The sequence below is a fragment of the Yersinia sp. 22-579 genome (assembly GCF_030433455.1).
Lineage (GTDB): Bacteria > Pseudomonadota > Gammaproteobacteria > Enterobacterales > Enterobacteriaceae > Yersinia > Yersinia enterocolitica.
Genome location: NZ_JAUJTZ010000029.1, coordinates 1 through 11,459, shown reverse-complemented (window position 1 = coordinate 11,459; position 11,459 = coordinate 1). Strand labels below are relative to the sequence as shown.

The window sequence follows — 11,459 nt, the reverse complement described above, 5'->3', positions numbered from 1 at the left end:
CAATTGCGGACGTTCATAGTAATGAGTCATCTGTCTTCAGTTTAATGAATTATGCATTACGGAATGTTTTCCGCCACTCCCTGGGGCTGACACCGAATTTTTCCCGAAACTGTAGCCTAAAAGTGGGTGCTGACTGAAACCCCGCTTGTTCAGCTACCTGTTCTACAGGAAGATCCATGTTCTCCAACAGCTCCTGACTCCGGTGCAGTCGTGCCGCCGTTATCCACTCAACGACGGACATACCTGTCGCTTTCGTGAAATGTCGCGTCAGTGTTCTGCGGCTCATTGAGGCGTATTCAGCCAGAGAATTAATATCGTGCGGCTCCTGAAGGTTTAGTAACAGGTAATCAAGCACCCTATTAATTCTACAGTCGGCAGTCTTTTGAGTGACGGGATGATCAATATACTGCGCCTGACCACCATCACGGTGAGGAGGTGTGACCATCCTGCGGGCAATGTGATTAGCCGTCAGGCTGCCAAAATGTTGACGAATGATATACAGGCAGCAATCCATCGCCGCAGCCGTTCCTGCCGATGTAGTCAGTCCATCGTCATCAACATAGAGTTCGTTAAGATTCAAATGAACGGACGGAAACAACTTCCGAAAATCTTCCTCATACTCCCAGTGTGTTGCCGCCATATGCCCGTCTAGCAAGCCTGCATAAGCCAGTACGAAAGTGCCTAAGCATAGCCCCACTATCTGAGCACCCGCTTCACGCGCTTTTACCAGAGCGTTAAGCAGAGGCTCGGATGGTCGTTTACGCACATCTCCCCAGAAAGGCACAATGACGGTATCAACCTGAGTCAGAACGTCCAGACCATGATCGGCCTGTATTGCCGTTCCTTCGTCAGACCAGATGAGACCCGGCTTTTCAGCGCATATCAGGCGGGTAAAGAGCCGTTGGTCTGTGAGGGTATCGCCAAAAAGGATCAGCGGAACTGATACGTGATAAGTGCTGAAGCCCTGAGTAACGAGAATGGCAACTGAAATCACAGACATCGTGGCTCCTTAGTTATCGGTTTCCGTCAGAACGTGACAGATTCACCGTCTGCAGGAGCTGAAACGTAATCTTGAATATGGTTAATCAGCGCATATTCCAAGACTTCCTGTCGTGTGACCAGACAGTGGTTAACAGCTTCCATGTGGGTGGCAACAATTTGGGCTTCTGGTAATACAAAGTGCGCCTTCGAAATATCCTCTTTACCAAATATGATTGCGCCGTAGCCCAGCACATGCGCCCAACCGGTGTTCATTATCAACACATCCGGCATATATTTTCGCATATTTTCTTCGACGGCTTTAATCCAGATAGAGTCACCAACAAGATATAAGGTTTTTTCCGATGGATGACGGAACACAACACCACTGGCATCGCCAAGCATTTCTGCCAACTGTGGGTTGGCATAGGCTTCATCTGAACCGTGCTGACATGCTGTCTTAATCAGTTCAATATCTTCAAGGCTGCTGGTTTCGTTGAGCACAGCCAGATTAGTGAAACCCTGATCACGCAGCAGCGCTTCATCATTCTCATTCTGGACGTAAATCAGCTTATTTTTTGGCACAATATCGGCAGCGGCCTGATCCCAATGATCTGCGTGAGTGTGAGTGACAATTATGGCATCCACATCAAGCAGTGAGTTTATATCCAGAGGCAGTTCCACCATAGGGTTACGAATTTCTGGACGGGCTGTTCCCTCAAAACCATCCCATGCATCTTTGTCAGAAAGCATGGGATCGATAAGGAACTTCTTACCCGCATATTCGAGGATCTGAGTGGCATTACGGACCTGAGTAATTTTCATTATATGTTCTCCAAACTTTGTTTAAACCAGCAGGAGCCATGTCAACCATGACCCAATAACCTATTATAGTGATTATCGGGCAATTCCACTGTTTCAGGAGAGCCAAGTTTCGCGCATATCGGGTCAAGTTTCCGTTAAATTATGCAAATAGCAGACCGGACAGCAATTCAGCCTGGCTGCTTAGTGCCGAAAGCGGATATTGTTAACACCAACCTTTATTAACAAATTGGGAGTAAGTCACCTGCTGGTCAATTGTTTTACAACGTCCAGATTATTAAGGCATAATTCAAACGAGCATGATGAGGATGACGGAGGGCAAAAAAGTGATGGATGGTGGATGGATCTATGTTTTCATGACTGCCAGTGACTACAGTCGTTACAAAGTGGGGTTCACTAAGCATGATCCGATGTTGCGGCTCAGGCAACTTCGTACGGGTGATCCAAAGATTGGATTCGAGGTGGCCTTTTTTATCCCAGATTCATTAGGTATTAAGCTATCAGCGTTAGAGGCAATGCTTCATGAAGAACTGGGACACCCGATCGAATTCTGGGATGAACAGAAATCAGAATGGTTTAAAGGTGAGCCCTCTGATGTATGGTATGAATTGCAATCTTTATTCACAACATTTGGATACGAAGTAACAGACTCTTACCAGCCATATCAGAATAAGATTGTGCGGTTTTGGGAGGAAGAAATTGTTTCTCTATTTAGCCCATCCAGGCCGACTAATAGCAACGAAAATATCTGGTAAAGATTCAACTGAAATTATTACTTTGACACCTGAACATTATATAAAAAATATGGTTTTAACGCTAACTGGTATCCGGCAGATTTGACCGGCCTGACTCTCCGTTTTACCATTTTTGCCAAAATGGACTGAACATGTGTCAAATCTGGATAGGAAATATCAAATATGTCCTGCCATGATGAATATGAACCAAGCTCATCTATTTTATGGAAAAAAATGGCTGGCAGCGATTTGGTGAAATATCTTGCATTCCCTAGAGAATCATCCATGTATTTCTAAAAAAAGAACTCTAATTATCCTAGGTGCTTCATAGGCTCAATTAAGCTTTAGGCAATATGCTGTTATGTCCGCTCATTCCAGACAGGGATCAGCCTGCGTACGGTTAGCGCCAAAACCGGACGGGGCTGCTTTATTCATATGCACTACTCAAAAAAATTTTCCTGGCAAATTCAATCCTTACGTGCATCCTGGCTGAGAATACGGGCGCGGCAAACATGCAGAATCTCATCAGCAAGAGATGAATCATCGGGGCAGGCACGGGATAACACCAGAGCACCAACAAGATGGGCAATGGTATCGATCAGGTCGGCACGCGTTTCGCCTCCCGCTCCATTTTCATTCGCTAAAATGGCGAGCTGAGTTTCAATACCCGCCGCAAATGTCGCCTTAATGGATTCAGACTGACGGGCTGTATCCGCGCCCAGTGCCGACATCACGCAACCCTTTCCCCTATCATCGCGATGCTGGCGGGAGAGGTAGTATTCAACGAATTTTTCCCGGTTCACACCTGCCGTACTTTCTGCAGAGCGCGTAAAACCGCAGCTCATCGCCTCCGCCATCAGATCAGCCTTAGAGCCAAAGTGCTTGTAGAACCCGCCGTGAGTTAACCCTGCTGCAGACATCAGTTCCGCGACACCCACGCCATCGTAACCGCGCTCGCGAAAAAGTTCTGAGGCCGTTTCAACAATGCGCATTCTGTTTTCCCGAACCTTCTCTTTCGATACTTTCATTGTTTCCGCCTCCTCTGCTAAAAATCCATGCAACAAGTATACATTGATGATGATCGTAATCAAACCGTTTGACTTTTTAGATTATGATCATCATCATTATGTTGTGTTTTAATACATCACTTAGCAGGGGAACCTACATGACGAATCAACAATTATTCCAACCCTATAATCTGGGGCCAATAATGCTCGCCAACCATATTGTAATGGCGCCGTTAACGCGTAATCGTGCCGGAACGGGCTTGGTGCCCAGCGAACTTGCGGCGATGTATTACGCACAGCGTGCAACTGCGGGGTTGTTGATTACTGAGGCCACGCAGATCTCAGCACAGGCGCAGGGTTATCAGGATACGCCGGGGATTTACACGCAAGCTCAGATTGATGGCTGGCGCAAAGTGACTGACGCGGTGCATGCCAAAGGTGGGCGCATATTTGTACAGCTGTGGCACGTGGGGCGGATCTCGCATGTCGATTTACAGCCTGGTGGCGCTGCGCCGGTCGCACCGTCTGCCATTCGTGCTGAGACTAAAACCTTTGTGAACAACGGATTTGCTGACGTCTCTGAGCCACGTGCGCTGGAGTTGCAGGAAATACCGGGGATTATCGACGATTTCAGAAAGGCATCTGCCAATGCCATTGCCGCCGGGTTTGATGGCGTAGAGATCCACGGCGCGAATGGTTATCTGCTGGAACAGTTCCTTAAAGACGGCGCCAATCAGCGTACCGATGAGTACGGCGGCTCTGTCGAGAATCGGGCGCGCCTGCTGTTAGAAGTCACGGTGGCCGTTAAAGAGGAGATTGGTGCTGACCGCACCGGCGTGCGCATTTCACCGGTTTCGCCTGCTAATGCGATTTCGTGCAGTGATCCGCAGCCGCAATATGATTACGTCGCTGACCAACTTAGCGCATTAGGTATCGTGTACCTCCATGTGGTTGAAGGCGCGACGGGCGGCCCGCGTGATATATCACCGTTCGATTACGACTCCCTGCGCCGGCGCTTTAAAAACACCTACATCGGTAACAACGGCTATGACTTGCCGCTGGTGACCGCTCAGCTTGAAGAAGGCAAAGCCGATCTGTTCGCGTTTGGTCGTCCGTTCATAGCCAACCCGGATCTGGTCGAAAGGCTGAAGACTGACGCGCCTCTGGCCTCACTCAATCCTGAAACACTTTATGGCGGTGGCGCAGCGGGATATACCGATTACCCGCCGCTGACTGATACCAATAAGTAAAGCATCGCTGCCACAGTTATACAAACGTTGCACATTGCGAATTTTGTTTACACATTAATAAAGAAGATCAACTAATGACTAAAGCTTCGGTTCTTATTACAGGCGCATCCACGGGTATTGGTGCTGTTTACGCTGAACGGTTCGCACGCCGGGGCCTCGACCTGGTTCTGGTCGCACGCGACAAAGCAAAGTTAGAAACACTGGCCGATCGTCTGCGACTGGAAAATGGCATTTCTGTCGATGTTCTGCCTGCTGACCTCACACAAACGAGTGATTTAGCTGCGGTCGAAGCTCGCCTGCGTGAAGACGCGCAGATTAGCATTCTTATCAACAACGCGGGTATCGCGCAGTCCGGCAGTTTTGCAGAGCAGACGCCTAATTCGATAGAAAGCCTTATCGCGCTTAACGTCACTGCCCTGACGAGACTTGCCAGTGCGGTGGCACCACGATTTGTAAAAGCCGGAGAAGGCTCGATCGTCAACATCAGTTCCATCGTCGGACTCGCTCCCGAATTTGCCATGACGGTTTATGGCGCAACCAAAGCCTTTGTCCTTTTCTTGTCTCAGGGAATGAATCTTGAGCTGTCGGCTAAGGGCATTTATGTCCAGGCGGTGCTTCCTGCCGGCACTTACACGGAAATCTGGGACCGCGCGGGTATCGATATCAGTAACTCGGCAAAATTCATGGAAGTGGGCGAGTTAGTGGATGCAGCACTGGTGGGCTTTGATCGCCGTGAACTCGTCACCATCCCGCCTTTACATAATGCAGCCCGCTGGGACACCCTCGATTCTTCGCGTCAGGCTCTGCTTTCAGATATCAAGCAAGATGAAGCCGCAGAGCGATATAAAGCTATTTAGTGAGTGAGTTGCACTGTGCAGAACGGTCTTCCGGCTGTTCTGCAGAGAGGTAAGTCCGACATAAATACCTTACCGCGTGTCGTCTCATCTTTGATGAGAAACTTCAAACACATCATGAAGGCCTTATTCAGCAATGACAAAAAAACGTGTAGCACTGGTTACAGGCGCTTCCTCAGGTATCGGCGAAGCGTCTGCCCGAAAACTTTTAGCGGCAGGATATAGGGTATATGGCACCAGCAGGCGTGGCGCTCAGGCGGGAAAGCATTCGTTTCCGTTATTGACGCTTGATGTGACGGATGACGCTTCTGTAGGGACCGCGATTGATGAGTTGCTGCGCTTGGAGGGGCGGATCGATGTTCTGGTAAATAATGCGGGCTTCGGGGTCGCTCCGGCGGCGGCGGAAGAAAGTTCTATCGAGCAGGCCAGGCACATTTTCGACACCAACTTTCTGGGCATAGTCAGGTTGTCGCGGGCAGTGATCCCTCACATGCGCCGTCAGGGCAGTGGGCGCATCATCAATATCGGTTCGATTCTCGGGATCGTTCCGTTGCCGTATGTGGCACTTTATGCAGCCAGTAAGCATGCGGTCGAAGGATATACGGGAGCACTGGATCATGAACTGCGCACGCAGGGCATCAGAGTGTCTGTCATCGAACCTGCTTACATGAAAACACAGTTCGAAAACAATAATATAGAGCCGGATGCCAGGCTTGAAGAGTATGACCAGATCCGGGCTAAGCTGACGAAGGTGGTGAGCAAGGCAATGGCCGAAGCGGAAAGCCCGGAGGTGGTGGCTGACGTGGTGGTTAAAGCTGCTCAGACTTCACGTCCAAAGGTGCGCTATACGGCGGGAAAGCTTGCAGGTCAATTGAACTTTATTCTCAGATTCGCGCCTGCGTCATTCCTGGATAAGGTGGTGCGCAAAAGTCTTCAGCTTGATGCGAAAAAATAAAAATGAAATTTTCTCAACTGGCTATTCTGACCTTTGCGTTGTTTTTTATCCTGGCTACGGTATGGATGTTTTTTACGGAACAGCTCTTAACTCAGTGGGGAATTGAACCGACGGCAGGTACCGGCGTAATCAGCCGTCGCTGTGCCGCATTTTTTGCAGGAATAGGGGTGATGTGTTTATTCGCCAGAAATGCAGAGCCTTCGCTGCCCCGCTATGCTCTGGCCGCCGGCCTCAGCACGATATCTCTTATTTTAGCCGTACTGGGCATCGTTGAATGGCGGGAAGGACATGTTAACGGGCAAATCCTTTTTGCAGTATTTATCGAGCTATTCCTGGGGATTGCCTTTGTACTCAGCAACAGATCCGCTAAGGAAAATTTCACTGACAAACGCGACAGGGTAAACAACAAATGAAGACTAAGACGATGACCGCGTTTACGTTTAAACGTTATGGTAAATCCCCTGAGCTGGGATTCGATAACATAGATTATCCTGCCCCCGATGCTGATGAAATGTTGGTTAAAGTTTACGCTGTGGGTTTGAACCCGATTGATAACATTATCCCAACCGGAATATTTAAACCTGTTTTGCATTTTAAACTCCCAGCCACATTAGGCAGTGACTTGTCCGGGGTTGTTGTTGCCGTGGGGAGTCGGGTGACGCGTTTCACGCCAGGCGACGAAATCTTCGCCAGTATTTTCGATAAAGGAACGGGTTCCCTTGCCGAATTTGCAGTTGTGCATGAAAGCGCTGCGGCCATGAAACCCGCAAATTTGGATTTCGTGCAGGCTGCTTCTCTGCCGATGGTGAGCCTCACATCCTGGCAAGCATTGAAAGAACGAACTAGGATCCAAATGGGCCAGAAAGTCTTTATCCTGGCGGGTTCCGGCGGTATTGGCACGTTTGCGATCCAACTGGCGAAGCACTTTGGCGCAACCGTCGGAACCACCACCAGCACGGGCAACGTCGAATGGGTGAGTCGTCTTGGCGCAGACGAAGTGGTTGATTATAAAAAGCAAGAATTCGAAAAGGTGCTGAGCGGCTACGATATTGTTCTCGGCACTGTCAAAGGCGATTCAATTGAAAAATCTACCCAAATTCTAAAACCCAGTGGAAAGATTGTTTCTCTCACCGGGCCGTTAGATACCGCGTTCGCACGGGCCCGGGGATTAAACTTCTTGCTGCGTTTTGTGTTCGGGCTGATGAGCCGTAAGATTATGCGTCTTGCGAAAAAACGGAGACTGACCTATTCATTTCTCTTTGTCCGTCCTGATGGCAATCAACTCACCCAAATCGGAAAACTCATAGAAGCTGAACAAATCAAGCCAGTGATCGACAAGGTGTTCCCCTTTACAGAGGCGAAAGAGGCTCTTACCTACCTTGCCCTGGGGCATGCGAAAGGAAAAGTGGTTGTTAAGATGCAGGAGTCATAACAAGTAACATGTGAATTTGTTTAAAAGAAAATCGATAGGATCAATCTGCACTAATCTGACGATATATCAGGGCCATTAAGATAGCTAATTGAGGGCCCTGAATGTCAGCTCCTCGCTCGAAGCCGCCTATCAATGTATGACGCACTGTCACTGCATAAAAGGGGTCCTCGTGCCAGAGGTGGAATTATATCTCACTTGCTGAAAACTATATGAGCTATACGTTGACACAAGCAACCGATGGTTTATCGGAACATCAGCCTGAATTATCATTCACTGGCAATATTTTTTATTAAGCTCATTAAATGACTTCACCTGCAATTGATACTCATAAACTAAGTATTTATCATCAGTAGTGTATGCAATGGGACGGCGTGAGTATTTAACGTTCAATATCAAGTGATATGGCTCTGCAGAGATAAACCGAGCACCTATTTTTTGATTGATTTTTGTTCGGCCAGAAATAATTCCGCACACATAATTCGCCCCCTCAAAGTGATGAGTGCTCATTTCGGAGAATGATATTGGTTTTGAAAAATCAATATCACTATCGCAAAAACCTAACATCATTTTCTTCTTATTTTCATTTGAAGGGTCTTTTGCTAAAAAATCTTTGAATAAATCACAACTTGCCGATGAACTCGCGACCCTTTTAAGAAAATCAATCAAATATGGCTTAATTTGTTCATGTTGAAGATTTACTTGACCATACGAAGCTGGAATTATGGTTAGTAGATGCAACGCTGATAAAACCAAACTTCTCATGAGCCTTCTTCCGTGAATGGATGTCCATGCTACATCGGCAAGAAAATACCTAACTTTAATGACCTGCGATTTTCAACCACATTAGACGCCTAAATCACCTTGTGGTGCAATCAATAGTAATCCGTCCGCTGTTCGCTCAAAGCTGCCCTTGGCTTTCCTACGGCAACTTCGTGCCAGGAGCGGAAGTTGATAGCATCCGCTCTGTTTTGATTATTGGAGGTAGATTAATAGTGCTCTGCATGTTCAATCATCAGTAATGGGAAGCCACTAATGTGGTGCTTCTTATCGGATAAAAGTTCTTTTTACACGAACTGATGTAATGAAATATGGAATCCAAATAAGAGCCGATATCACATTTCTAAAAATAGGAACAAGCTCATTGTATCCAATTTTAACATCGGGGATTAACATGTAAAGCATGTAGATATTTAATGACATTGTCGCCACGACTGATATCAAAAATAAAATATAAAGCTTTGGCAGAAACTTTTTCTTTTTTAAGAAAAATGAAAGGACTGTGACTGAAAATAAAAAACAAACAATATAAATAGCAAGAGAAAGCATGAAGAATATTTTTGCATTTACATTTAAGTGCGAATAATTTTCCGTCATAACTCTAAATGCATCTGTCATTGCAAATAGATAAGAGGCAGCAGTGACCACTAATCCTATGAGGGGTAAAAATAGAAACCCTCCAATTTTCCTGAAATTTTTTTCTTCACATTTATCGCAAAACTCTCTTTCCTGAGGTATTTCGACCCCACACTTTGTGCATCCCCATTCCATATATGGACCTTTGAAATATTTTTTTAATTATCATAAGATTAAATGAACTGTACCGCGGATGCAACTGAAGGTAATGCATACAATGCCGATGATTTCTGGATAAATTTGTGTTTAGGGTGAATCTTCGCAGTATAGATACTCATCTTTTAAAAGATTTAAGTTTGCCATAGCTAACAGTTGCCCTATTGCTCAGCCCCAAATACCTCATTTCCGAGCAGAATATTATCCCAAGTCTTATTTCAGACTAAAATTTCGCGTCATAATGCCGATACCTTTGTTCCTTAATCAATATATGAAGATACATGTATGTACTGCATTCGCCCTCTCATTTTTCTCTCTCTGCTGCCCATCTCTGTAGTAGCAACTGCTGATAAGCCCACATTGACAGATGGCGGCATTAACCCTTTGTCTTTAGTCAGGATCCACGATCGTGTTAATTATATGATTTCGTTAAATTTCAGTGATGGTAAAAAAGTTCAGCAATGGCGATCTGTTGATTGTAAACAAGGAAAGGCACAGCTGCTTTACTGGGATCTACTGAATGAGGAGGGGCACACCAAAGCTCGCTATTACGGTAACAGCTACCTCCGTTATGCATCAGCTCAGGATGATAAGCAGATGACAGCAGAGGATATCCGTACGGTTTGCCAGCTACCCATTGAAGACGCTCGATGGGAAAGATTATCAGCCACGTCTTCGATTGGATTTACCGACCTTATCGATATCAATAGCATTAAGCGAACTGGCGAAATTCTCTCGGTACATATGGGATACGACTTCGCAGATATCATCTGGGAACCACCTTATGACGCGCCTCTTGGACTAAAGATTGAGCACTATGTTTATAACTGCAAGACTCAACAGGGTGCCGCTGTTGCCGCAATGAATATCGACAGCGATGGCCGTATAACCGACTCACTAATCACTGCCGATATTGCACGTCGTAAGACAAGCTTCGAAATCGACAGTAAAAAGTCACAATTGTTCGAACAGCTCTGCCAGTTAAAGGCAGGAAAAACGTTCAAAGCCAAAGGGAATTTTGTACCTGCCGAAAATAAGTCACCATCAAAGCTTATGGGGCCATCCATGCCCGAGCTGAATAATAACGATCCGCAGTGGTTGGCTAAGTTTCCTCTTTCCGAAGCAATTGAACATCAAGCCCAGTCATTGATTAAGCCATGGGCGATGCCGCGCTTTAAGCAGATTCGTTATACGGAGGTAAGCGCACTCGGTAAGGTTAATGTTCAATTAGATGTTCAGCCGGATGGCTATGTGCGCAAACTGGAAGATTATGGCATCTGGAAGGTTCAGCGTTTAACGCTGGCTAATCTGCTACAGCTAAAGTTTGCCATGTCCATCACTAGTGAAGCGACATTGCTTGATCAGTTGCAGACTGATTTGCATTTCCCGCTGGTAACGGGTCAACGTTTTCAGGCACGCAGTGACGATCTTTATTCCAATAAACAAGTATCTTCTTCAAGAATCTTACGTTGCGAGGTAACAGGAGAGGGAGATGCTCATAGTCTTTCACCTGCATTTAGCGGGAAATATCTGTTAGTTGAATGTCATCAAACACAGAAAGGTCAGCCCGATAGTAGTAGCAAAGAAGCCTGGCTGAAAGATATAAACGTATTTGTCCCAGTTGCTCAGCAGGTAAAGGATAAACCTGAAAGTCAGGTGACGTTGGAAAATGTTAGCGTAATACGTTGATGAGCAGGCGGGGTCATCGCTTTGATGGGGGAACCTATTAAGTATTGCGTCTATTGCGTCTATTGCGTCTGGATGGACAAAGGGCATATTGCTACCCAGTACATCGCCTAGTGATAAGTCCATACAAAAAACAACGCGAACAGAGAACGCTCATTTCTGTCTGCTTAGT

Annotated in this window: 12 protein-coding genes; 7 read left to right on the top strand and 5 right to left on the bottom strand. The window is 46.6% G+C overall.

All coding sequences use genetic code 11. The features are described 5' to 3' along the window. Window positions 1-49: 49 nt before the first annotated feature. Together QSV56_RS21750 and QSV56_RS21745 are read right to left on the bottom strand one after the other, a co-directional pair. Window positions 50-1,000, bottom strand: a complete 951-nt coding sequence (locus QSV56_RS21750; protein ID WP_046694667.1) for a GlxA family transcriptional regulator — start codon at window positions 998-1,000, stop codon at window positions 50-52. Window positions 1,001-1,026: 26 nt separating this feature from the next. Continuing rightward, window positions 1,027-1,803: an MBL fold metallo-hydrolase gene (locus QSV56_RS21745; RefSeq protein ID WP_046694666.1), complete on the bottom strand. Its 777-nt coding sequence runs from the start codon at window positions 1,801-1,803 to the stop codon at window positions 1,027-1,029. A 326-nt stretch (window positions 1,804-2,129) separates the two neighbouring features. Here QSV56_RS21745 and QSV56_RS21740 point away from each other — a divergent pair, with 326 nt between their 5' ends. Then, the gene (locus tag QSV56_RS21740; RefSeq protein ID WP_260505317.1) at window positions 2,130-2,555 is read left to right on the top strand and encodes a GIY-YIG nuclease family protein; all 426 of its coding nucleotides are present in this window, start codon (window positions 2,130-2,132) and stop codon (window positions 2,553-2,555) included. Window positions 2,556-3,001: 446 nt separating this feature from the next. Here the strand turns inward: QSV56_RS21740 and QSV56_RS21735 are convergent, their stop codons facing one another. Beyond that, the gene (locus QSV56_RS21735) at window positions 3,002-3,562 is read right to left on the bottom strand and encodes a TetR/AcrR family transcriptional regulator (protein ID WP_046694664.1); all 561 of its coding nucleotides are present in this window, start codon (window positions 3,560-3,562) and stop codon (window positions 3,002-3,004) included. 137 nt (window positions 3,563-3,699) lie between these two features. Here QSV56_RS21735 and QSV56_RS21730 point away from each other — a divergent pair, with 137 nt between their 5' ends. The 5 genes from QSV56_RS21730 (at window position 3,700) to QSV56_RS21710 (ending at window position 8,032) form a co-directional block, all read left to right on the top strand. Continuing rightward, entirely contained in the window at window positions 3,700-4,791 is a 1,092-nt protein-coding gene (locus QSV56_RS21730; protein ID WP_046694663.1) for an alkene reductase, read from the top strand. A 74-nt stretch (window positions 4,792-4,865) separates the two neighbouring features. Continuing rightward, complete coding sequence (locus tag QSV56_RS21725) at window positions 4,866-5,648, top strand: SDR family oxidoreductase (protein WP_046694662.1); 783 nt, start codon at window positions 4,866-4,868, stop codon at window positions 5,646-5,648. A gap of 133 nt (window positions 5,649-5,781) precedes the next feature. Further along, the gene (locus tag QSV56_RS21720) at window positions 5,782-6,600 is read left to right on the top strand and encodes an oxidoreductase (RefSeq protein ID WP_050329312.1); all 819 of its coding nucleotides are present in this window, start codon (window positions 5,782-5,784) and stop codon (window positions 6,598-6,600) included. A 2-nt stretch (window positions 6,601-6,602) separates the two neighbouring features. Beyond that, window positions 6,603-7,013, top strand: coding sequence for a hypothetical protein (locus tag QSV56_RS21715; protein ID WP_050329310.1), 411 nt, complete (start codon window positions 6,603-6,605; stop codon window positions 7,011-7,013). Then, window positions 7,010-8,032, top strand: coding sequence for an NADP-dependent oxidoreductase (locus QSV56_RS21710; RefSeq protein ID WP_301213763.1), 1,023 nt, complete (start codon window positions 7,010-7,012; stop codon window positions 8,030-8,032). The genes QSV56_RS21715 and QSV56_RS21710 overlap by 4 nt, the downstream gene beginning before the upstream one ends. Before the next feature lie 270 nt (window positions 8,033-8,302). Here QSV56_RS21710 and QSV56_RS21705 read toward each other — a convergent pair whose 3' ends face one another. Then, complete coding sequence (locus QSV56_RS21705) at window positions 8,303-8,794, bottom strand: hypothetical protein (protein ID WP_050111686.1); 492 nt, start codon at window positions 8,792-8,794, stop codon at window positions 8,303-8,305. Window positions 8,795-9,076: 282 nt separating this feature from the next. Next, window positions 9,077-9,580 (bottom strand): DUF2569 family protein, encoded by a 504-nt coding sequence (locus QSV56_RS21700; protein WP_019083809.1) that lies wholly within the window; start codon window positions 9,578-9,580, stop codon window positions 9,077-9,079. A gap of 306 nt (window positions 9,581-9,886) precedes the next feature. Here QSV56_RS21700 and QSV56_RS21695 point away from each other — a divergent pair, with 306 nt between their 5' ends. After that, window positions 9,887-11,290 carry a hypothetical protein gene (locus tag QSV56_RS21695; protein WP_046694658.1) on the top strand — a complete coding sequence of 468 codons (1,404 nt, stop codon included), beginning with the start codon at window positions 9,887-9,889 and terminating at the stop codon, window positions 11,288-11,290. Window positions 11,291-11,459: the final 169 nt, after the last annotated feature.

What these genes read in the sequence shown, in the direction of transcription:
- QSV56_RS21750 (WP_046694667.1), bottom strand. Translation starts at nt 1,000, where the DNA reads ATGTCTGTGATTTCAGTTGCCATTCTCGTTACTCAGGGCTTCAGCACT.
- QSV56_RS21745 (WP_046694666.1), bottom strand. Translation starts at nt 1,803, where the DNA reads ATGAAAATTACTCAGGTCCGTAATGCCACTCAGATCCTCGAATATGCG.
- QSV56_RS21740 (WP_260505317.1), top strand. Translation starts at nt 2,130, where the DNA reads ATGGATGGTGGATGGATCTATGTTTTCATGACTGCCAGTGACTACAGT.
- QSV56_RS21735 (WP_046694664.1), bottom strand. Translation starts at nt 3,562, where the DNA reads ATGAAAGTATCGAAAGAGAAGGTTCGGGAAAACAGAATGCGCATTGTT.
- QSV56_RS21730 (WP_046694663.1), top strand. Translation starts at nt 3,700, where the DNA reads ATGACGAATCAACAATTATTCCAACCCTATAATCTGGGGCCAATAATG.
- QSV56_RS21725 (WP_046694662.1), top strand. Translation starts at nt 4,866, where the DNA reads ATGACTAAAGCTTCGGTTCTTATTACAGGCGCATCCACGGGTATTGGT.
- QSV56_RS21720 (WP_050329312.1), top strand. Translation starts at nt 5,782, where the DNA reads ATGACAAAAAAACGTGTAGCACTGGTTACAGGCGCTTCCTCAGGTATC.
- QSV56_RS21715 (WP_050329310.1), top strand. Translation starts at nt 6,603, where the DNA reads ATGAAATTTTCTCAACTGGCTATTCTGACCTTTGCGTTGTTTTTTATC.
- QSV56_RS21710 (WP_301213763.1), top strand. Translation starts at nt 7,010, where the DNA reads ATGAAGACTAAGACGATGACCGCGTTTACGTTTAAACGTTATGGTAAA.
- QSV56_RS21705 (WP_050111686.1), bottom strand. Translation starts at nt 8,794, where the DNA reads ATGAGAAGTTTGGTTTTATCAGCGTTGCATCTACTAACCATAATTCCA.
- QSV56_RS21700 (WP_019083809.1), bottom strand. Translation starts at nt 9,580, where the DNA reads ATGGAATGGGGATGCACAAAGTGTGGGGTCGAAATACCTCAGGAAAGA.
- QSV56_RS21695 (WP_046694658.1), top strand. Translation starts at nt 9,887, where the DNA reads ATGTACTGCATTCGCCCTCTCATTTTTCTCTCTCTGCTGCCCATCTCT.